The sequence below is a fragment of the Novilysobacter viscosus genome (genome assembly GCF_046600715.1).
In the GTDB taxonomy this organism is placed as follows: Bacteria; Pseudomonadota; Gammaproteobacteria; order Xanthomonadales; family Xanthomonadaceae; genus Lysobacter_C; species Lysobacter_C viscosus.
On sequence record NZ_JBJMAV010000002.1, the window covers coordinates 400,571 to 421,147 of the forward strand.

At 69.8% G+C, this 20,577-nt stretch carries 15 protein-coding genes and 1 riboswitch; of the genes, 10 read left to right on the forward strand and 5 right to left on the reverse strand.

The features are described 5' to 3' along the window. Window positions 1-46: 46 nt before the first annotated feature. Window positions 47-2,911 (reverse strand): DUF2339 domain-containing protein, encoded by a 2,865-nt coding sequence (locus tag ACJQWL_RS05500; protein WP_411300761.1) that lies wholly within the window; start codon window positions 2,909-2,911, stop codon window positions 47-49. Between the two features lie 115 nt (window positions 2,912-3,026). Continuing rightward, a riboswitch (cobalamin riboswitch) is annotated at window positions 3,027-3,319 on the forward strand. Window positions 3,320-3,752: 433 nt separating this feature from the next. Here ACJQWL_RS05500 and ACJQWL_RS05505 point away from each other — a divergent pair. Both ACJQWL_RS05505 and ACJQWL_RS05510 read left to right on the forward strand, forming a co-directional pair. Next, window positions 3,753-6,092: a ribonucleoside-diphosphate reductase subunit alpha gene (locus ACJQWL_RS05505; protein WP_411300771.1), complete on the forward strand. Its 2,340-nt coding sequence runs from the start codon at window positions 3,753-3,755 to the stop codon at window positions 6,090-6,092. A 247-nt stretch (window positions 6,093-6,339) separates the two neighbouring features. Further along, window positions 6,340-7,347 (forward strand): ribonucleotide-diphosphate reductase subunit beta, encoded by a 1,008-nt coding sequence (locus ACJQWL_RS05510; protein ID WP_330969522.1) that lies wholly within the window; start codon window positions 6,340-6,342, stop codon window positions 7,345-7,347. Between the two features lie 127 nt (window positions 7,348-7,474). Here the strand turns inward: ACJQWL_RS05510 and gap are convergent, their stop codons facing one another. Next, window positions 7,475-8,479, reverse strand: a complete 1,005-nt coding sequence (gene gap, locus ACJQWL_RS05515) for a type I glyceraldehyde-3-phosphate dehydrogenase (protein WP_330969523.1) — start codon at window positions 8,477-8,479, stop codon at window positions 7,475-7,477. Between the two features lie 88 nt (window positions 8,480-8,567). Here gap and ACJQWL_RS05520 point away from each other — a divergent pair, with 88 nt between their 5' ends. Beyond that, complete coding sequence (locus ACJQWL_RS05520) at window positions 8,568-9,380, forward strand: S1/P1 nuclease (protein ID WP_330969524.1); 813 nt, start codon at window positions 8,568-8,570, stop codon at window positions 9,378-9,380. 21 nt (window positions 9,381-9,401) lie between these two features. Here the strand turns inward: ACJQWL_RS05520 and ACJQWL_RS05525 are convergent, their stop codons facing one another. Together ACJQWL_RS05525 and ACJQWL_RS05530 are read right to left on the reverse strand one after the other, a co-directional pair. Further along, window positions 9,402-10,691: a TSUP family transporter gene (locus ACJQWL_RS05525; protein WP_330969525.1), complete on the reverse strand. Its 1,290-nt coding sequence runs from the start codon at window positions 10,689-10,691 to the stop codon at window positions 9,402-9,404. Then, window positions 10,688-10,978 (reverse strand): ArsR/SmtB family transcription factor, encoded by a 291-nt coding sequence (locus ACJQWL_RS05530; protein WP_330969538.1) that lies wholly within the window; start codon window positions 10,976-10,978, stop codon window positions 10,688-10,690. Before ACJQWL_RS05530 ends, ACJQWL_RS05525 begins: the two co-directional genes overlap by 4 nt. A 185-nt stretch (window positions 10,979-11,163) precedes the next feature. On the opposite strand from ACJQWL_RS05530, the gene ACJQWL_RS05535 reads away from it, so the two are divergent. The 7 genes from ACJQWL_RS05535 to ACJQWL_RS05565 all read left to right on the forward strand — a co-directional run bounded on the left by ACJQWL_RS05535 (window position 11,164) and on the right by ACJQWL_RS05565 (window position 18,501). Then, window positions 11,164-12,027: an MBL fold metallo-hydrolase gene (locus tag ACJQWL_RS05535; protein ID WP_330969526.1), complete on the forward strand. Its 864-nt coding sequence runs from the start codon at window positions 11,164-11,166 to the stop codon at window positions 12,025-12,027. A gap of 31 nt (window positions 12,028-12,058) precedes the next feature. Further along, complete coding sequence (locus tag ACJQWL_RS05540) at window positions 12,059-12,484, forward strand: YeeE/YedE family protein (RefSeq protein WP_330969527.1); 426 nt, start codon at window positions 12,059-12,061, stop codon at window positions 12,482-12,484. Next, a complete protein-coding gene (locus tag ACJQWL_RS05545) occupies window positions 12,481-12,906 on the forward strand; it encodes a DUF6691 family protein (RefSeq protein ID WP_330969528.1) in 426 nt (141 codons plus the stop codon). The genes ACJQWL_RS05540 and ACJQWL_RS05545 overlap by 4 nt, the downstream gene beginning before the upstream one ends. Before the next feature lie 48 nt (window positions 12,907-12,954). Further along, window positions 12,955-13,704, forward strand: coding sequence for a sulfite exporter TauE/SafE family protein (locus ACJQWL_RS05550; protein WP_411300762.1), 750 nt, complete (start codon window positions 12,955-12,957; stop codon window positions 13,702-13,704). Between the two features lie 290 nt (window positions 13,705-13,994). After that, window positions 13,995-15,227, forward strand: coding sequence for an HD-GYP domain-containing protein (locus ACJQWL_RS05555; protein WP_330969530.1), 1,233 nt, complete (start codon window positions 13,995-13,997; stop codon window positions 15,225-15,227). Then, the gene (locus ACJQWL_RS05560; RefSeq protein WP_330969531.1) at window positions 15,224-16,483 is read left to right on the forward strand and encodes a putative bifunctional diguanylate cyclase/phosphodiesterase; all 1,260 of its coding nucleotides are present in this window, start codon (window positions 15,224-15,226) and stop codon (window positions 16,481-16,483) included. The genes ACJQWL_RS05555 and ACJQWL_RS05560 overlap by 4 nt, the downstream gene beginning before the upstream one ends. 44 nt (window positions 16,484-16,527) lie before the next feature. Continuing rightward, window positions 16,528-18,501, forward strand: a complete 1,974-nt coding sequence (locus tag ACJQWL_RS05565) for an acetyl-CoA hydrolase/transferase C-terminal domain-containing protein (protein WP_330969532.1) — start codon at window positions 16,528-16,530, stop codon at window positions 18,499-18,501. Between the two features lie 46 nt (window positions 18,502-18,547). On the opposite strand, the gene tkt is transcribed toward ACJQWL_RS05565, so the two are convergent. Continuing rightward, window positions 18,548-20,554 (reverse strand): transketolase, encoded by a 2,007-nt coding sequence (gene tkt / locus ACJQWL_RS05570; protein ID WP_330969533.1) that lies wholly within the window; start codon window positions 20,552-20,554, stop codon window positions 18,548-18,550. Between the last annotated feature and the right edge of the window lie 23 nt (window positions 20,555-20,577).

Sequence of the window (20,577 nt, forward strand, 5' to 3'; positions counted from 1 at the left end):
CCGTCGCGGCATGCGGGATCGAGACGGGTTCCGCCAGCGACCCGGTTCATGCCGACTCCCCTGCCGACTGGGCGGACAGGCCCGGCCCCTCCACCGGTCCGGCATCGCCTTGCCCGTCCGCGCGCGGCGGCGCCGGCGCCAGGTAACCCACCACGGTGCACAGCAGGCCGTAAGCGATGAACGACACGAGGCCCAACAGGTTGCCCAGGTGCTGGCGGTCGACCAACAGGAGCTTGGCCAGCACCACCGCCATGAGCACCGCGCCGGCCAACCACAGCGAGCGCTGGCCGCGGCGCGAGCCGACGATCCAGCCCAGCACGCCCAGCAGGCTCCAGGCCACGGTCAGGCTGGTCTGCACCAGGCTGGTGGAGAACATGGCGCCGCTCCACGCGGTGCCGCCCCAGTGGTGGCAGGCGCGCAGCACGACCACGGTGACCAGGACGAAGGCGGCGGCGGCCAGCAGCGCCGCACGCTGCCGGAACAGTGCCGGCTGCACATACAACCAGCCCGCCATCACCGCCAGCAGCGCGAGTTGCGCCAGGTCCTGCGGGTTGAGCAGCGCCATCCACGGCAGCGGCCGGCTGCCGCCCGCCGCCCACAGGCCGACCAGCCACGCGACGCCGACGATCGCGACAAACAGGTTCACCAGCCACGGCCGCCTTGCGATGAAGTCATCGGTCATCGGCGCGGACACCCATCGCGGACGCCACTGCAGTGCGGTGGCCATCGCGCCCCAGGGCAGCACGGCCAACAGGTAGATCCAGCCGTCGCCCAGCCCGAGCCTGCCCCCCGCGTGCTGCAGCGACAGCGACGCCAGCAGCGGCCAGGCCAGCAGCCAGGCCGTCTGCGCCACGTCGGCGGAATGGCCCGCGGCTGCGCGCAGACCGCGGATTACGCGCCAGCCCGCCACCGCGAACAGCAGCCAGGCCGCCCACCCCAGCGCCCCCAGCGGATGCACGTGCGCGTCCTGCTGGACCAGCGCCATCGGCAACGCCGCCACCAGAGCCAGCGCGCCCGTCCACTGCAGCGCCGGTGCGGGCAGCAGACGGCGGTGCGCCTCGATGGCAATCCAGCCCGTCGCCAGCGCAAGCATCATCACGAGGTCCGGCGCCATGGCGGGCGCGGCAAATGCCTCTATTTCGGCCAGACCATTGCCCAGCCACCACGCCAGGCCCCACAGGTAGTACCCGAGCGCGAGCGGGCTGCCATCGGTCCGGCGATAGCTCCATGCGCTGGCGAAGCCGGCCAGCGCGATCAGCAGCGCCGCCATGAAGGGCGCGTTGGCCAGCGCGCGGCCGCCAGCGCCAGCCGTGTCCATGCCGATCACAAACCCCATCGCGGCCACCAGCTGCAGCCCGGCGCCGGCCAACTGCTGCAGGCGACTGTTCTGGCGCAGCCCCAGCCAGACCGCCGCAGCGCCTTCAAGCGCGAAGATGCCCGCGGTGGCACTGGCCGACAGCGCCAGCGGGACCGCCAGGGTGGCGAATCCGGCCGCCAGCACCGCGTATGGCGCCACCAGCGGCGCGTACAGCGCGCGCCTGCGCAGCGCCCAGGCCAGCGCCGCGTACACGGCGGCCAGGCCCAGCGCGCAGAACGCCAGCGGCAGGCGCTCGCCGCCGATCAGCATGTCGCGCACCAGCCCCGCCTGCAGCGAGAACGCCACCAGCGGCGCGCCGAACAGCAGGCAGCTGTCGAGCCCGTCGCGACGGCCGGCGCGGCGGCGAGCCTGCAGGATCGGCAGCAGCAGGTAGAAGGCAAAGAACAGCAGCAGGAAGGGCTGCGTGGTGGCGTAGTCCTCGGGCCGGTAGCGCAGCACGCCCCAGCCAGTGCCGATGGCGAAGGTAAACAGGAACCCCAGCACGTTGAGCGCGCGCCACGAGCGGTACCAGGCGATGCCGAAGATCGCCGCGTTGAGTACCGCGTAGTAGCCGAACAACGCGACGTGGTTGCCCGGCCCGGTCGACAGCCAGATCGGTGCCAGGAAGCCGGCCAGGATCCCCAGCCAGGCCAGTGCCACCGCGTCCTGCCTGACCGCCAGCACGCCGGCGCTGGCCACCAGCACGACGCTCAGCGCGAACGCCGCGGGCGCTGGCAGCAGCGGATGCAGCTTGAACGCGGCGAACACCACCAGCAGCAGCACGCCGATGGCGCCGCCCTGCAGCGCGAGCGCAAAGCTGCGCCGGGATTCGCGCTGGCGCCAGCCGAACACCAGCCCGGCGATCGCCGCGGCCGCGACGCCGGCCAGCCGCAACTCGATCGGGAACGTCATCCAGCCCTGGTCGCCGGCGTACTTGAGCAGCGCCGCGACACCGGCAAACAGCACCAGCATGCCGACCTTGACCGGCACGTTGCCCTGGCTGAACCAGCGGCGCACCGCGCGCAGGCCCAGGGTCACCACATCCGGCCTGCGCGGCGGCGGCACCCCGCGCGCGGCGCCAGGTAGTGGCGGCGGCGTCCGGCCGTTTGACGCTGCCTCCGCGCGCCGTGCCTCTGCGGGCGATGCCCCCCCGGAGGAAACGCCCGACGGCGATGCATCCACTGGCGAGGCTGCCGGCGGCACCGGCGCGGACGAGGATCGCGACGCCGCCTGTGCCGCCCTGGCGGTGGCATGCGTGGGCGCAGGCCCGGCCTGCTGGCGCATCAATTCGGCCAGGGTCGGGCCTTGCGCGGCCTCGACCTCGCCCTGCAGATCCGCTTCAGAGCCGGTGCCATGGCGGGAATCCGGAGCCACACGATCGGGCTCCGGCGCGCGCGCCCGGGACGTCGACCCCGCGGCAGTCTGCATCGTCGCCAGGTCGCGCTCCAGGACATCGACCCGCCCGCGCAGGCTGCCGATCTTCACCAACGCCACGATCAGCCCCACCGGCACCGCCAGTACGGCCAGAACCAGTAGAACGATCAGCCCTTCCATCGCCGACTCCCCATCCCCTTGTGCGGCGCACGTTACACCACCGCAAGGCGCGGGTGATACGTGCTGACGCCGAGGCATCAACACCACATCTTGCGTTGACGCATGCGCACCACCCCATTATGTTGTGCGCGTCGGTGCCGGCCTCGCGGTCGGCTTGAAAGGGAAGCCGGTGCGGACCTGGGTCCAATGCCGGCACTGCCCCGCAGCGGTAGTGGAAACGACCGCCGTCATGGCACTGGGGCACGCGCCCCGGGAAGCGACGGCCAGTAGGTGGAAAGAGCTCCACGCAGGAGCGGCTTCAGCCGCGATGCTTCTGGCACCCGTTGGGCAGCCAAAGCCGCTCCTGCCTGATCAAGAGCACCGGTCCGCGTCCAGAGTCCGAAGACCTGCCGACAGCCGCGCGATGCACACCGCGCGGTGACCGGCAAGCGAGTCTTCGGGGGAAGACGGCCGGTGTCGCGACGCATCGTTGATGCGGCTCGCGGGCGGCGTTCGCCCGTGCGACAACCGCGCTCCACCCCCCCAGGATTCCGCGCCCGCGGGGGCGAGGCCGTGCCTGCCCGTCCGGCCCTGCACGCGCAGGCCCGGCCGGCGGTGCGTCCGCGCCCGCGCGCGTCGTCCTTCGAGGGGGGGATCGACGACCCGTGCGCCCACGCACTGGAGTTCACGCATGACCACCACCAACACCGCCCTGGCACCCACCGAGACCGGCGCCGAAACGCCCCCGCATCCGTCGACCGACGCCACGGCAACGGCCGCAAAGCCCGCGCGCAGGCTGCCTGCCGCATCCGGCGCGCCCGGCGACGGCTTCGCCCTGGCCCCGCCCGCCGCCGCGCTGGGCATGACCGTCGCCAAGCGCAACGGCGGCCGCGAGCCGGTCGACCTCAACAAGATCGTGCGCGCGATCGTCCGCTGCAGCGACGACCTGCACGCCATCGACCCGATGCGCGTGGCCACCCGCACGATCTCGGGCCTCTACGACGGCGCCTCGACGCGAGAACTCGACGAACTGTCGATCCGCACCGCCGCCCTGCTAACCGCCGAAGAGCCCGAATACGGCCGCCTGGCCGCGCGCCTGCTGGCCGGCGTCATCGGCAAGGAAGTCGCGGCGATCGACATCAACGCGTTCTCGCAGTCGGTCCAGCGCGGGCACGAACTGGGCCTGATCAACGACCGCCTGCTGGGCTTCGTCCAGGCCAACGCGCGCAAGCTCAACGACGCGATCGATCCCTCGCTGGACCGGCGCTTCGACTACTTCGGCCTGCGCACGCTGTACGACCGCTACCTGCTGCGCCATCCCACCGCGCGCACCGTGATCGAGACGCCGCAGCAGTTCTTCCTGCGGGTGGCCTGCGCGCTGAGCGAGGACGTGGCCGACGCGCTGGCGCTGTACCGGCGCATGGCGCAGCTGGACTACATCCCCAGTTCGCCCACTCTTTTCAACGCCGGCACCACCCACGAGCAACTCTCCAGCTGCTTCCTGCTGGACTCGCCGGAGGATTCGCTGGAGGCGATCTACCGCGGCTACATGGACGTGGCCAAGCTGAGCAAGTTCAGCGGCGGAATCGGCCTGAGCTATACGCGCATCCGTTCGCGTGGCTCGCTGATCCGCAGCACCAACGGCCTGAGCAACGGCATCGTGCCGTGGCTTAAGACGCTTGACGCCTCGGTCGCCGCGGTCAACCAGGGCGGCAAGCGCAAGGGCGCGGCCTGCGTGTACCTGGAGCCGTGGCACGCGGATGTCGAGGAGTTCCTGGAGCTGCGCGACAACACCGGCGACGAGGCCCGGCGCACCCACAACCTCAACCTGGCCAACTGGATCCCCGACGAGTTCATGCGCCGGGTCGAGGCGGACGCGACGTGGTCGCTGTTCGACCCGCACCGCGTGCCGCAGCTGACCGATCTGTACGGCGAGGGCTTCGACCGCGCCTACCGGGCCGCCGAAGCCGCCGGCCTGGCCACCCGCCAGGTCAAGGCGCGCGAGTTGTACGGGCGGATGATGCGCACGCTGGCGCAGACCGGCAACGGCTGGATGAACTTCAAGGACAAGTCCAACCGCGCCTGCAACCAGACCGCGTTGGCGGGCAACGTCGTGCACCTGTCCAACCTGTGCACCGAGATCGTGGAGGTCACCTCGCAGGACGAAACCGCGGTGTGCAACCTGGGGTCGATCAACCTGGCCCACCACCTCGACACCCGCGACGACGGCCGGGTCGCCTTCGACTTCGAACGCCTGGCCGAAACGGTCCGCCTGGCGGTGCGCCAGCTCGACCGCGTGATCGACCTGAACTTCTATCCGATCGAGACCGCGCGCCGCGCCAACCTGAAGTGGCGGCCGGTCGGCCTTGGGGCGATGGGCCTGCAGGACGTGTTCTTCCGCATGCGCCTGCCGTTCGACTCCGAACCCGCGCGACAGCTGTCGCGTGAGATCGCCGAGGCGATCTACTTCCATGCGCTGTCGGCGTCGTGCGAGCTGGCGCTGGAACGCGGCCGCCACCCGGCGTTCGGCGACACCCGCGCGGCGCGCGGCGCGCTGCAGTTCGAGGCCTGGGACGTGGCACCCGCCGACACTGCACGCTGGGATGCCCTTCGCGAGCGCATTGCCGCGCACGGCCTGCGCAACTCGCTGCTGATCGCCATCGCGCCCACCGCCACCATCGCCTCGATCGCCGGCTGCTACGAATGCATCGAGCCGCAGGTCAGCAACCTGTTCAAGCGCGAAACGCTGTCGGGCGACTTCCTGGTGGTCAACAAGTACCTGGTGGGCGAACTCAAGCGGCTGGGCCTGTGGACGGCGGAGATGCGCGATGCCATCAAGATGGCGGAAGGCTCGATCCAGGGCATCGAAGCGATTCCCACGTCGCTGCGCGAGGTCTACCGCACCGTGTGGGAGCTGCCGATGCGCGCGCTGATCGACATGGCCGCCGACCGCGGCGCGTACATCGACCAGAGCCAGTCGCTCAACCTGTTCATCGAGAGCCCCAACATCGGGCAGCTGTCGTCGATGTACATGTACGCCTGGAAGCGCGGGCTGAAGACGACCTACTACCTGCGCTCGCGCCCGGCGACGAAGATCGCGAAAGCGACCGTCGGGAAGGCTGTAGCGCATGCGCCGGTGCCGGTGGATGAAGCGGTTGCCTGCTCGCTGGAAAATCCGGAGAGCTGCGAGGCCTGCCAGTAATCCCCCACGCTTTTGTAGGAGCGGTTTTAGCCGCGATCTGAAATCGTTCGCCCGCGCCGACTCCCATCGCGGCTAAGGCCGCTCCTACAGAAGTTCATGCAGTCCCCAGAAGACTCGACGCGCTCCATCGTAGGAGCGACGTGAGTCGCGACCCGCCGACCCACCGGTTCCCTGCGCGTTCGCGACTTACGTCGCTCCTACACCACGCGAGTCCGGTCGGGCCAACCTCGAATTCCAAGGATCCACCATGCCCACCCACCTGCTCGACCCCGGTTTCGACCTCACCTTGCGGCCGATGCGCTACCCGCGCTTCTACGAGATGTACCGCGACGCGATCCGCAACACCTGGACCGTGGAAGAGGTCGACTTCTCGCTCGACGTCAACGACCTGCAGCAAAAACTGGGCCCTGCCGAGCGCCACCTGGTGGAGCGGCTGGTGGCGTTCTTCGCGACCGGCGACTCCATTGTCTCCAACAACCTGGTGCTCAATCTCTACCAGCACGTCAACGCGCCCGAGGCGCGCATGTACCTGTCGCGCCAGCTCTACGAGGAAGCGCTGCACGTGCAGTTCTACCTGACCCTGCTGGATACCTACCTGCCCGACCCGGCCGAACGCGCCAGGGCCTTCGACGCGGTGGAGAACATTCCGTCGATCCGCGCCAAGGCCGCGTTCTGCTTCCGCTGGATCGATTCGATCCAGGGGCTGGCACGCATCGAGACCCGCGCCCAGCGCCGGCAGTTCCTGCTCAACCTGATCTGCTTTGCCGGCTGCATCGAGGGCCTGTTCTTCTTCGCCGCGTTCGCCTACGTCTACTACCTGCGCTCGCGCGGCCTGCTCAACGGACTGGCGTCGGGCACCAATTGGGTGTTCCGCGACGAAAGCGGGCATATGGCGTTCGCCTTCGAGGTGATCCGCGTGGCGCGCGAGGAGGAGCCGGACCTGTTCGACGCAGACCTGCGCGCGCAGGTGGTGGCGATGTTCGTCGAAGCGGTGGAGTGCGAGGCGCTGTTTGCCGCCGACGTGCTGTCCGGGGGCGTGGTCGGCCTGTCGCTCAAGGACATGCGCCAGTACCTGGAGTATTGCGCCGACCAACGCCTGGCGCAGCTGGGGATGCCCAAGCACTTCGGCGCGACCAACCCGTTCGGTTTCATGGACCTGCAGGACGTGCAGGAGGTCACCAACTTCTTCGAGCGCCGCGTGTCGGCCTACCAGGTCGGCGTGCAGGGGGAGGTCGCTTTCGACGCGGCGTTCTGACGGCGGCCTGGCCGCCGCACCGGTTCGCCACTGCCGGCGGCTTCGGCCACGATGGGGAGCCGCGGCGACGTGGCAAAAAAAAAGCCCCGCGGTCGCGGGGCTTTCCATTGACCGGTCCCGCTGCCGCTTACTTGCCCGCGACCACCTTGACCATCTCGAGGCACTTGTTGGAATAGCCCCACTCGTTGTCGTACCAGCTGACCAGCTTGACGAACGTACTGTCCAGCGCGATGCCCGCCTCGGCATCGAAGATCGAGGTGCGCGCGTCGCCGCGGAAATCGGTGGCGACCACCTTGTCCTCGGTGTAACCCAGGATGCCCTTGAGCGCGCCCTCCGACTGGGCCTTCATCTCGGCGCAGATCTCCGCGTAGGTCGCTTCCTTCACCAGTTCCACCGTCAGGTCGACCACCGACACGTCGGAGGTCGGCACGCGGAAGCTCATGCCGGTCAGCTTGCCCTTGAGTTCGGGCAACACCACGCCGACGGCCTTGGCCGCGCCGGTGGAGGACGGGATGATGTTCTCGAGGATGCCGCGGCCGCCGCGCCAGTCCTTGTTGGACGGTCCATCGACGGTCTTCTGGGTGGCGGTGGCGGCATGCACGGTGGTCATCAGGCCGCGCTTGATGCCCCATTTGTCGTTGAGCACCTTGGCCACCGGCGCCAGGCAGTTGGTGGTGCACGAGGCGTTGGAGATGATCGCTTCGCCCGCGTACTTGGAGTCGTTGACGCCGAACACGAACATCGGCGTGTCGTCCTTGGACGGCGCCGACAGGATGACCTTCCTGGCGCCGGCATCGATGTGCTTCTGCGCGGTCTCCTTGGTCAGGAACAGGCCGGTGGATTCGATGACGACGTCCGCGCCGACCTCGTCCCACTTGAGGTTGGCCGGGTCGCGCTCCTGGGTCAGGCGGATCCGGTTGCCGTTGACCACCAGGTGGTCGCCGTCGATCGATACGTCGCCGTCGAAGCGGCCGTGCACGGAGTCGTAGCGGAGCATGTAGGCCAGGTACTCCGGCTCCAGCAGGTCATTGATGGCGACGACCTGGATGTCATTGCCGAAGTTCTGCACGGCCGAGCGCAGGACGTTGCGTCCGATGCGGCCGAAACCGTTGATACCTACTTTGATCGCCATTGAGGGCTCCTGACGGGCGTGGGGCGGGAAAGCCGGCTATTTTAGCGCCCCCGGAGGCCGGCCGTCGGCCCCGACGCCGGAACACCCGATGCCACGCTTCGCCACCCGCCTGGTCGGCGCCCTCGTCCTGTGCCTGTTCGCCATGCCCGCCCTGGGCTGGGGCCCACTCGGGCACCGCCTGGTCGCGGCCCTGGCATGGGACGACCTGGACCCTGCGGTGCGCGCGGAGATCACCGCCCTGCTCGCGGGCGAACCGGTGCCCACCCTGCCCGGCATCGCCAGCTGGGCCGACGACCTGCGTGCCAATGATCCGGACCTGGGGCGTCGCAGCGCGCCGTGGCACTACGTCAACCTGGGTGAGCTGGGCTGCCGTTACGACGCGCCGCGTGCCTGCCCGGGCGGGGACTGCGTGGTCGAGGCAATCGGTGAGCAGGCCGCGATCCTCGGCGACCGCGCACGACCCGCGGCCGAGCGCCTGCAGGCGCTGAAGTTCGTCGTGCATTTCGTTGGCGACGTCCACCAACCCATGCATGCCGGCAATGCCGGCGACCGCGGCGGCAACGACGTGCAGGTGAACTGGCCCGACGGCAGTCGTGATGGCAAGGGCGGCAACCTGCATTCGCTGTGGGACAGCGGCCTGTTCAACACCGCGCGACTGGACGAGTCCCAGTGGCTGGCGCGCCTGCGGTCGATGGAGTTGGCGGTTCCGTTGGCGGCGGGGCCGGAGCGCTGGGCGGAGCAGTCTTGCAAGGTGGCGATGGGCCCGGGTGCCTACCCCGCCAAGGCCAAGCTCGGGACCGATTACCTGCAGGCGTGGCGGCCCGTGGCCGAGCAGCAGGTGCGCGCCGGCGGCAGCCACCTGGCGATGCTGCTCAACGCCACGTTGGGCGCGCGCGACTGACCGCGGGGTTCCGGCGCGCGATTACTGGGCCTGCGGCAAGCCCAGCATCTGGCGCACTTTGGGCCCCAGGCCGGTAAGACCGGCCGACTGGCCCCACGCCAGCGCGTCCTCGGGCGTGCGGCCGCCGTTGCGGGCGGCACCGAGTGCCAGCAGCGCGCCAACGCGGTTGCCGGAGGCGCAGTGCACCAGCACAGCGCCTTCCGCATCCTCCAGCACGGACCACAGCGCATCGGCGTTTGCCGTGGTGACGCCGCTGGCGCCGTCGACCGGAATCTGGTGGTAGTCCAGCCCCGCCGCGTCGACTTCGCCGCGTTCGTCGCGCCCGTCCATCTCCGCCTCCGGTCGCAGGTTGACCACGGTTGTGATGCCTTGGGCGCGCAGGGCGTCCCATGCCTGCGGCGCAGGCTGCCCGCCCGCCACGAGCGTGGGCCCCGGGTGGCGGGCCTGGGGAACGAGCTGGTCGATGGAGTGCATGTTGGTGATCTCCGCTGAACGGTCGGGGGAAGGGGTGGCGGCCAGGGCAGCGGGCGCCGTCTGCCAGGCGATGCCGGCACCCATGAGCAACAGGAACACGGCGAACCCCCGCTGCAGCTGCGCCTGCGGCAGGCGGCGTGCCAAGCGCCCGCCGAGCAGGCTGCCCCCTGCGCCGATCGCGGTGAACAGACCGATCAGGCGCCAGTCCAGGGCCAGGCCGGCCCCTGCAAGCACGGAGGTGTACTTGGCGAAACCGCTGAAACTCTTGAGCGAGATGATCCACAGGCTGGTTCCGATGGCCCGGTGCAGCGCGAGGCCACCGAGCAGCACCAGCGCGGGCACGATCAGGAAGCCGCCTCCGACGCCCACCAGCCCGGTCACCACGCCGACCACCAGTCCGTCCAGCGCGATACGGCCGACCTTGCGCGCAGGCGCGGCAGGGCCGTCGAGCGCACTGTCCACGCCTGCGTCCACGGTGAGCGCCTTCGGGGGGCGCAGCATCATCACCGCAGCCAGCAGCATCACCACCGCGAACAGGAGCAGTTGCAGGGCGCCGCTCAGCCAGATCGACAGCCATGCGCCGAGCCAGGTGCCCACCATGCCGGGCACGCCGAACCAGGCAACGTTGCGCCAATCGACCTGCCGCTTCCACGTCCAGGGCAATGCCGCAATGAGGCTGATGCCACCGACGATGGCCAGCGACCCTGCAATCGCCAGTTTCTCGGGCTGCCCCACCAGGTAGACCAGCACCGGCACGGTAAGGATCGACCCTCCCGAACCGAGAAGGCCCAGGCTCAGGCCGATCGCCGCTGCGCCCAGCCACGCGAGCCACATCATGGCGAATTCGCTCCGCAATAGATGTCGTGCAGGGTCTCCATCACCCGCAACGCGGGACCATCCGCCAACGAGTAGAAGACCTGCTGCCCCTGCCGGCGCGTCGACACCAACCCCGCTTCGCGCAGGACCGCCAGGTGCTGGGAGAGGGCCGACTGCGAGAGCGCGGTGCCCTCGAGCAGTTGTCCGACCGGCAACTCCCCGCCTACCAGGCGGCACAGCACCATCAGCCGCTGCTCGTTGGCGAGCGAGCGGAGCAAGGCCGCCGCCTCGCCCGCATGGCGTTGCATTTCGTGAATGTCGGTCAGCCCGGTTCCAGCGGGCGCGACCCCACCCGGTACGGCGGAATCCAGTGTGCAGCGGGCAGGCGTCATGGCGATCGTGGTCCCGGTTGAGACGCACAGTATAGTAGAACTTGCTAATTTAGCAATATCTGATGTATCGTCCTTTCTCTTCTTCCGCCTGGAGCGCGACCATGCGACCCGTCGTCCACCCCTTCTTCCACCAGGACAGCAACACCTGGACCTACGTCGTCGTCGAACCCGATGGCCGGGGCGCGGCGTTGGTCGATCCGGTGCTGGACTTCGACCCGAAGGCCGGGCGCACCTCCACCGGGTCGGCCGAGGCGGTGCTGGCGTTTGTCCAGGAGCAGGCGCTCGACGTGCAGTGGATCCTGGAAACCCATGCCCACGCCGACCACCTCAGCGCGGGGCACTGGCTGAAGGACCGCCTCCCCAGCGCCAGGCTCGCGATCGGTGAAGGCATCCGGACCGTACAGAAGACATTCCGCCCCATATTCAACCTGGGCGACCACTTCCCCGTCGATGGCTCGCAGTTCGACCACCTGTTCGCACCCGAGGAGGCCTTCCGGATAGGTGCGCTGGCAGGTCGCGTCATTCCCGTGCCGGGCCACACCAACGATTCCAACGCGTACCTGATCGGCGATGCGCTGTTCACTGGCGACTCGCTGTTCATGCCCGACGGCGGAACCGCGCGATGCGACTTCCCCGGCGGCGACGCGGCCACGTTGTACCGGTCGATCCACACGCTGTTCGAACTGCCCGACGACACGCGCGTGTTCGTCTGCCACGACTACGGTCCGGGCGGACGCGAGTTCGCATGTGAGACCACCATCGGCGAGCAGAAGCGGAGCAACATCCACGTGCACGACGGGACGACGCTAGAACAGTTCGTGGACATGCGCGAAACGCGCGACGCCTCGCTGGCCCTGCCCACGCTGATCCTGCCTGCGGTCCAGACCAATATCCGCGCCGGAGAGTTGCCCGAGCCGGAGGACAACGGCGTGCGCTACCTCAAGATCCCCGTCAACCAGCTCTGATCAACCGGCTCTGACTCGCACAGGACCTGCCATGCCCACCGAATTCACCCCATGGACCGCGCTGGCCGGCGGTGCGCTCATCGGCCTTGCCGCGACCGTGCTGCTGGCCTCGATGGGCCGTATCGCCGGCATCAGCGGCCTGTTGAATGGCGCACTGGAACAACGAGGCGACCGGGCCTGGCGCATCGCATTCCTGCTCGGTTTGATCGCCGCGGCGGGCGTGTGGTTCGCCGTGGCCGGCGTGCAGCCGCGCACCGGCTTCCCGCTGCCATGGTTGCTGGCAGGCGGCCTGCTGGTCGGTTTCGGCACGCGTCTGGGCAGCGGCTGCACCAGCGGCCACGGCATCTGCGGACTGGCGCGGCTGTCTCCGCGTTCGATGGTCGCCGTTGCGGTGTTCATGGGCGCCGGCTTCGCGACGGTGTACGCACTGCGCCACGCTCTGGGCGTGCTGGCATGAGCGCCCGTACGCACCCGGCGGCCTACGCCCTGCTGTCGGGGGCGTTGTTCGGCCTCGGGCTGGCGGTCTCGGGCATGACCGACCCCGACAAGGTGCTCAATTTCCTGGATATCGCCGGGCGCTGGGATCCCTCGCTCGCCCTGGTAATGGGCGGCGCGCTTGCGGTCGCGGTGCCGGGCTTTGCATGGGTGCGCCGGCGGGGCGAGGCCTGGACCGGCGGCGCCATACCGCCTGCGCCGGCCCCCCGTTTCGATGCGCGGCTGCTGATCGGCAGCATGCTGTTCGGCGTGGGCTGGGGCATCGCCGGCTTCTGCCCGGGACCGGCGCTCGCCACTCTTGCGCACGGCTCGCTGGAACCGGTGATCTTTGTCCTGGCCATGCTTGCGGGCTCGCAGGCGGCACGGCTGTTCGACGCAAGTTGATCCCGGCCGCGGCTCGCGCGGTGGCGGTCGCGTCCGTACCATCGCGCGATGATCGATTCGGCCTGGTGGCTGGCGCTGGCGCTGTTGCCGGTTGCGGCTCTCTACTCCTCTGTCGGCCACGCCGGAGCGAGCGGCTACATCGCAGTGATGGCGCTGTCGGGCCTGGCGCCCGAACAGATCCGGCCCACCGCGCTGGCGCTCAACCTGCTGGTGGGGGGCATCGGGCTGTGGCGGTTCTGGCGCGGTGGACACGTGCGCTGGCGCAACGTCCTGCCCTTCGTGCTGGCGTCGGCGCCGGCTGCGTACCTTGCCGCGCAGGTGCCATTGCCGCCCCAGGGGTATTCGACGCTGCTGGGGCTGGTCCTGCTGGTGGCCGCGGCCGGCGTGTTCCGCGGTGCCGGGCACGCGGCCGATGACGACGCGCGCGCATCCGGGCGCCGGGTACCGTGGCCCGGCGGCCTGCTGGCAGGCGCGCTCATCGGCGTGCTGTCCGGGCTCACCGGCACCGGCGGGGCGATCTTCCTGACGCCCCTGCTGCTTTTCATGCACTGGATGCCGACACGCCAGGCCAGCGGCACGTCGGTGGCGTTCGTGTGGATCAACTCGCTGACTGCGCTGGCCGGCCTGGTGCAGGCCACCGGCACCGTGCCCGAGGCACTCCCGGCCTGGCTGGCGGCGGTCGCGGTCGGCGCGTTGCTGGGCACCCAGCTCGGGCTGCGCTGGCTTCCGGTGGACGCCCTGCGACGCACGCTGGGGGTGGTGCTGGTGATCGCCGCCGGCAAATTGCTGCTTGCATGAGTCCCTTGCCGGGCCGATGTGCGGCCTCCTGGCTTGTTCAGCTAGCTGTAGCGCGCATGCCCTCCGGCACTCAAGGCCATCAGGCCGTCGCCGTTACCGTCCGTATGCGGGTGCCGCGCACGCCTGGCCCACTACGGCGTACCGTACGGATCCGGGAATGGGCGAAAACCGCCGGGGAGCGAGGTCCACGGTGCAGGCGATTTCGCGGAACATGCACGGCCTGGCTGCCCAGATGGGTGTCGGGCCGGCGTGCGCGGCACGCCCGTCCACCGGGCCACAGGGAACACCGCATGGGACTTGAGGAACGCGAAATCGGGATCGACAAGCTGGCGGCCGGCATGTACGTGTGCCGGCTGGACCGACCGTGGACCGAGACGCCGTTTCCGCTGCAGGGTTTCATGGTCGAATCCGACGACGACCTCGCGCTGCTTCGCCAGTACTGCCAGTCGGTCTGGATCGACATCGAGCGCGGGCTGGAGCCCCCCGATGCCCCGCGGTTGACGCTGGGTCGACGCACACCGGCGCCCGCCATCGACGAGACCCAGCTGGGCAAGGCCCGCTACGCGGACTCCCGGGGGTTCGACGAGGAGCTGCCGGACGCACGGCGGGCGCACCACGAAAGCAGCTCGCTGGCCCAGCGCATCATCGAGGACGTCCGCGCGGGCCGGAAGCTGTCCGGCAAGCAGGTAGAAGACGCGGTCACGCCGGTGGTGCAGAGCGTCCTGCGCAATGCCGACACCATGTTCTGGGTCAACGCGCTGCAGCGCCACGATGGCTACGCGTACAGCCACGCCATCAACTGCAGCGCGCTGGCGGCGGCCTTCGGGCGCCACCTGGGGCTGCCCGAAGCCCTGTTGATGGACGTCGCCGCGGGTGGCCTGCTGCTGGACATCGGCAAGACGCGGCTTGCCCCGGGGCTTCTGGACGTGTCCGGGCCGCTGGACGCCGCCGGCATCGCCAGCATGCGCGGGCATGTCGAGCTGGGGCTGGCCGCGCTGGACGAGAGCGCCACCATTGCCGCCCCGGTGCGCGAAATGGTGCGCAGCCACCACGAACGCTACGACGGCTCCGGCTACCCGGACCAGCTGGCCGACGCGTCGATCCCGTTGTTCGGTCGCATCGGCGGCATCGTCGACACCTTCGATGCGTTGACCAGCGATCGCCCGCACGCCCGTGCCATCGCCCGCCACGAGGCACTGCAGGTGATCTACCGCGAGCGCGACCGGTTGTTCCAGCGCGAACTGGTCGAACAGTTCATCGGCTGCCTGGGCGTATACCCGACCGGCTCGCTGGTCGAACTCAGTACCGGCGAGGTCGGCGTGGTGATGACCCAGAACCCGATGCGACGCCTGCTGCCGCGGGTGATGCTGCTGACCGACGCCGACAAGCGACTGCGCGACGCGTTCGAACCGCTGGACCTGATGGAGCGGGCCGAGCGGCAACCCGAGCTGCCCCGGGTGGAGGTGGTGCGCCCGCTGGAACGCGGCGCCCACGGGCTGGACCCGGCGGACCTGTTCCTGTGACCCGCACCGAGCTGGTGACGTTGCTTGCACGCCAGATTGAAGCCTGGCACGAGGGCGACGGCGCGCTCGGGGTGATGGTGGTCCGCCTGCAGCGGGTCCGCGAGTTCGGACAGTTCTACGGCTACGCGGCGGCTGACGCGCTGGGCGAGGCGGCATACGCCCGTATCTCGAGCGTGTTGCGCCCGCAGGACACGGTGGTGCGCGTGGGGCTGTACGAATACGTCGTGATGCTGCCGGGGTTGCGCGGCGACAACCACGCGGCGCTGGCCGGTGCACGCGTGGTGCGCGCGTTCGAATCGCCCGTGCCGGTGGGCCAGCGGACGGCACCGATCGCGGTCAAGGTGGGGATCAGCGTGTATCCCGACCATGGCCGCAATGCCGAGCGCCTGCTGCACAACGCCGAGACCGCCTATGGCGCGTCCCTGCACGACAGCGACGACAGCGCACTGTACGACGCCGAGGGAACGCCGCCGCTGATTCCCTACGAATCGCTCCAGCAGGCGATCGCGGCCAATCGCCTGGACGTGCACCTGCAGCCGATGATGGACCTGCGTACGCGCAGGATCGTCGCGGTCGAGTCGCTGGCCCGCTGGCATGACGAGCAACTGGGATGGGTGGCGCCCGACCGCTTCATCCCGCTGGCCGAGGAAACCGGACTGATCTCGCCGCTGACCCGCTGGAGCCTCAACGCCACCCTGCGGCACGCCGCGCGCGCGCGCGCCATCGATCCGGACCTGTGCTTCTCCATCAACCTGTCGCCACGGGTGTTCGGCGAGCGCGACCTGGTCGCGCAGGTCACCTCGGCGCTGGGGATCTGGAACATCCCCGCCTCGGCAGTGACCCTGGAGGTGACCGAGAGCGCGCTGATGGAGGATCCCAAGCTGAGCCTGCGCCGGCTGGAGGACCTGCGCATGGAAGGGCTGGGGATCTCGATCGACGATTTCGGCGCCGGCTATTCGTCGCTGGCGTACCTCAAGTTCTTCCCCGCCACCGAACTGAAGATCGACCGCGGCTTCATCGTCGACCTGCGCGATGACCGCCGATCGATCCAGCTGGTGCGCTCGATCGTCGACCTGGGCCACCACCTCAAGATGCGCGTGGTCGCCGAAGGCGTCGAAGACGCCGAATCGCTGGCGATGCTGGCCGAGATGGGCTGTGACTGCGCGCAGGGCTACTACATCCAGCGGCCCCAACCGGCCGACGACTTCATCGACAGCCTGCAGCCCGCGACCGAGCCGGCCTCTCCGTTGCATTGACCGGCCCGCTGCGGCATCACGTCCGCGACGCTAGGCTTGTCGGCATGACCTTGCCTGCCGCAACCACCCCCGCCGACCGGCCCGCGCCCACCCGCTTGGACAGCCTGGAAGCTGCGGTGGAATGGATGCTCCAGCACCTGCCGGGGGTGCTCCACGTGGGCGCACCGCTGGGCCTGGGCAAGCCGCACCGGCTGCTCAACGCGCTCTACGCGCGCGTGGAAGTCGACCCCTCGCGGCCCTTGAACCTCTACACCGCGCTGTCGCTTGACCCGCCCCGCGCGGGCGAAGGGCTGGAAGGCCGGTTCCTGGGCCCGTTCGTGGAGCGCCACTTCGGCGATGACTTTCCCCGCCTGGCCTACGTGCGGGCCATGCGCCGCGACGCGCTGCCGCCCCACGTGGCGGTGGAGGAGTTCTACCTGCAGTCCGGTGCCATGCTGGGGTCGGCGCAGGCGCAGCAGTCCTATGCAAGCCTCAACTACACCCATGTGGCGCGCGCACTGGCCGACCGTGGGGTCAACGCCATCGTGCAGAAGGTCGCCATATCGCCCGACGGCACGCGGCTGTCGCTATCGTCCAACACCGACCTCACCCAGGACGCCGTCGATGCGGTGCTCGCGCGCGGCCTGCCACGCCCGCTGCTGGTTGCGGAGGTCGACCCACGGCTGCCGTGGCTGGGCGGCAGCGCGGCCGTCGACGCCTCGTACTTCGATCTGGTGGTCACGCCGCCGGCACCGTATCCACGCCTGTTCGCGTTGCCGCGGCAGCCGGTCAGCGCGGTGGACTATGCGATCGGTTTCCACGCCAGCACCCTGGTCCGCGACGGCGGCACCCTGCAGATAGGCATCGGCGCATTGGCCGACGCGCTGTGCCATGCGCTGGCGCTTCGGCACACCGACAACGGCGCCTACCGCCGCGTGCTGGTGGCGCTGGACTCGCCCGCGGCGCACGACCCGGCGCTGTCACCGTTCGCAACCGGGTTGTACGGCTGCAGCGAGATGCTCAACGAGGGGTTCAAGCGGCTGGTGGAGGCCGGTGTCATCCGCCGCAGGGTGGTCGACGACGCCGACCTCATGCAGCGCGTCGCCCGGGGCGAAGCCACGCCCTCCGACACGGCGCGCCTGGAACAGGACGGCCAGTTCCTGCACGGCGCCTTCTACCTGGGGTCGCACGAGTTCTACGACTGGCTGCGCACCCTGCCCGACGACCATCGCGCCGGCATCGGCATGCGCCGCATCAGCGAGGTCAACGAACTCTACGGCGGGCACGAAACGCTGGAACGGTTGCAGCGCCGCGACGCCCGCTTTTTCAACAGCTGCATGATGGCGACCGCGCTGGGCGCGGCGGTGTCGGATGCACTCGAGGACGGGCGCGTGGTTTCGGGGGTCGGCGGCCAGTACAACTTCGTGGCGGTGGCGCACGCACTGCCCGATGCACGTTCGGTGCTGATGCTGCGCGCCGTCCGCAACGCCGGCGCGGGACCGGAGTCGAATATCCGCTGGAGCTACGGCCACACCACCATCCCCCGCCACCTGCGCGACATCTACGTGACCGAGTACGGCGTGGCCGACCTGCGCGGCCGGACCGACGAGGACTGCATCGTGGCAATGGCGGCGGTCACGGATGCGCGGTTCCAGCCCGCATTGCTCGACACCGCGCGCGACCACCGCAAGCTGGCCCGCGATTTCACTGCACCGGGCGCGTGGTCGCGCAATACGCCGGAACGGCTCGAGGCCGCACTCGCCCCGCTTCGACGCGACGGCACCCTGCCCGACTACCCGTTGGGAAGCGACTTCACCCCGGTGGAGCAACGCCTGGTCCGGGCGCTGTCGTGGCTGGCGCAGGCCACTGCCACGCGCGGGGGCAAGCTGGCGACCGTGGCCGGCGCGGTGGCCAACCGTCCTGCCGGTGACCCCGACGCGTTCGAACGCATGGGCTTGGCGGCCCCGCGAGGCGCGAGAGCCTGGCTGGAGGCGCGCCTGTTGGCCTTGGCACTGGAGCGGACGCGCCTCCCGGCATGAAGAAGGCGGCCGACGGGCCACCTTCCATCGTTCGCCGTCGGGTCCGTCAGGCCAGCGCGCGCGCTGCCTCGACCACCTTGTCGACGGTGAAGCCGAAGTGCGGGAACAGGACGTCGGCCGGGGCGCTGGCACCAAACCGGTCGATGCCGATCACCGCGCCATCCAGGCCCACGTACTTGCGCCAGAAGTCCGACACCCCCGCTTCGATCGCAACCCGGCGCCGTACCGCGTTGGGCAGCACCGACTCGCGATAGGACGCATCCTGGCGATCGAACACGTCGGTCGAGGGCAGCGACACCACGCGTACGCCGTCGCCCAGCTTCGCGGCCGCGTCCATCGCCAGGCCGACCTCCGAACCGGTCGCCAGCAGGATCACGTCCGGGGTGCCGACCGAATCCTTGAGCACGTAGCCACCGCGCGCGATCGCCGCCAGCTGCGCGGCATCGCGCGCCTGGTGCGGCAGGGTCTGGCGCGAGAACACCAGGCACGACGGTCCGTCACGCCGTTCGATCGCGGCCTTCCACGCGACCGCCGACTCCACCGCATCGCACGGGCGCCACACGTCGTTGTGCGGGATGTAGCGCAGCGAGGCGAGGTGCTCGATCGGCTGGTGGGTCGGGCCGTCCTCGCCCAGGCCGATGGAATCGTGGGTGTAGACGTGGATGGCCTGCGCGCCCATCAGCGCACTCATGCGCACCGCGTTGCGGGCGTAGTCGGAGAACACCAGGAACGTGGCGTCGAACGGGATGAAGCCGCCGTGCAGGTTCAGGCCGTTGCTGATCGCGGTCATCGCGAACTCGCGCACGCCGTAATAGATGTAGTTGGCATCCGCGTCGGTGGTGGCCACCGACTTGCTGGCGCTCCAAAGCGTCAGGTTGGAGTGGGCCAGGTCGGCCGAGCCACCGACCAGCTCCGGCAGCAGCGGCGCGAAGGCCTGGATCGCCATCTGCGACGCCTTGCGCGAGGCCACGGACGGGCCGTCGGCCTGGAGCTGCTCGACGTACGCGGCGGCGGCAGCGGTAAAGGCGTCCGGCAGGTCACCGCGCATGCGCCGCGCCAGTTCGCCGGCCAGCTCGGGATGCTTGGCGGCGTAGCGCGACTGCAGGTCGTTCCACTTCGACTCGCGCTCGCGGCCGGCCTCGAGTGCGTTCCAGCCGTCGTATACCGGCTGGGGTACTTCGAACTCGCCGTGGCTCCAGGCCAGCGCATCGCGCGTGGCGACCAGCTCGTCCTTGCCCAGCGGCGCGCCGTGGCTGGATTCCTTGCCGGCCTTGGCCGGGGAGCCATAGCCGATGGTGGTGCGGCAGCAGATCAGGGTCGGGCGCCCGTCGCCGGCGATCGCCGTGTCGATCGCGGTCTTGATCTCCTGCGCGTCATGGCCGTCGACGTTGCGGATCACGCGCCAGCCATAGGCCTCGAAGCGGGCGGGGGTGTCGTCGGTGAACCAGCCGTCGGTATTGCCGTCGATGGAGATGTTGTTGTCGTCCCAGAACGCCACCAGTTTGCCCAGGCCCCAGGTCCCGGCCAGGGACGCGGCTTCATGGCTGATGCCTTCCATCAGGCAGCCGTCGCCCATGAACACCCAGGTGCGGTGGTCGACGATGTCGAACCCCGGCCGGTTGAAGCGCTGTGCCAGCAGCTTCTCGGCCAGGGCCATGCCCACCGCGTTGGCCAGGCCCTGGCCCAGCGGGCCGGTGGTGGTCTCCACGCCCGGGGTCATGAAGTTCTCGGGGTGGCCGGGCGTCTTGGAATCGAGCTGGCGGAACGCCTTCAGGTCATCGACCGACAGGTCGTAGCCGGCCAGGTGCAGCAGGGCGTACTGCAGCATCGAGCCGTGGCCGTTGGACAGGATGAACCTGTCCCGGTTGGCCCACGAGGGATTGGCCGGGTTGTGCCGCAGGTAGTCGTTCCAGAGCACCTCGGCGATGTCGGCCATGCCCATCGGCATGCCCGGGTGGCCGGAATTGGCGGCCTGGACGGCATCGGCGGCGAGGAAGCGGATCGCGTTGGCGAGGTCGCGGCGGCTGGGCTTGCTGGAAACGGACGTGGGCATGGGCGGTGGTGATCTCGGCGGCG

Excerpts from the sequence above, each read along its gene's own strand:
- ACJQWL_RS05500 (WP_411300761.1), bottom strand. The coding sequence starts at position 2,911 with ATGGAAGGGCTGATCGTTCTACTGGTTCTGGCCGTACTGGCGGTGCCG.
- ACJQWL_RS05505 (WP_411300771.1), top strand. The coding sequence starts at position 3,753 with ATGACCGTCGCCAAGCGCAACGGCGGCCGCGAGCCGGTCGACCTCAAC.
- ACJQWL_RS05510 (WP_330969522.1), top strand. The coding sequence starts at position 6,340 with ATGCCCACCCACCTGCTCGACCCCGGTTTCGACCTCACCTTGCGGCCG.
- gap (WP_330969523.1), bottom strand. The coding sequence starts at position 8,479 with ATGGCGATCAAAGTAGGTATCAACGGTTTCGGCCGCATCGGACGCAAC.
- ACJQWL_RS05520 (WP_330969524.1), top strand. The coding sequence starts at position 8,568 with ATGCCACGCTTCGCCACCCGCCTGGTCGGCGCCCTCGTCCTGTGCCTG.
- ACJQWL_RS05525 (WP_330969525.1), bottom strand. The coding sequence starts at position 10,691 with ATGATGTGGCTCGCGTGGCTGGGCGCAGCGGCGATCGGCCTGAGCCTG.
- ACJQWL_RS05530 (WP_330969538.1), bottom strand. The coding sequence starts at position 10,978 with ATGCAACGCCATGCGGGCGAGGCGGCGGCCTTGCTCCGCTCGCTCGCC.
- ACJQWL_RS05535 (WP_330969526.1), top strand. The coding sequence starts at position 11,164 with ATGCGACCCGTCGTCCACCCCTTCTTCCACCAGGACAGCAACACCTGG.
- ACJQWL_RS05540 (WP_330969527.1), top strand. The coding sequence starts at position 12,059 with ATGCCCACCGAATTCACCCCATGGACCGCGCTGGCCGGCGGTGCGCTC.
- ACJQWL_RS05545 (WP_330969528.1), top strand. The coding sequence starts at position 12,481 with ATGAGCGCCCGTACGCACCCGGCGGCCTACGCCCTGCTGTCGGGGGCG.
- ACJQWL_RS05550 (WP_411300762.1), top strand. The coding sequence starts at position 12,955 with ATGATCGATTCGGCCTGGTGGCTGGCGCTGGCGCTGTTGCCGGTTGCG.
- ACJQWL_RS05555 (WP_330969530.1), top strand. The coding sequence starts at position 13,995 with ATGGGACTTGAGGAACGCGAAATCGGGATCGACAAGCTGGCGGCCGGC.
- ACJQWL_RS05565 (WP_330969532.1), top strand. The coding sequence starts at position 16,528 with ATGACCTTGCCTGCCGCAACCACCCCCGCCGACCGGCCCGCGCCCACC.
- tkt (WP_330969533.1), bottom strand. The coding sequence starts at position 20,554 with ATGCCCACGTCCGTTTCCAGCAAGCCCAGCCGCCGCGACCTCGCCAAC.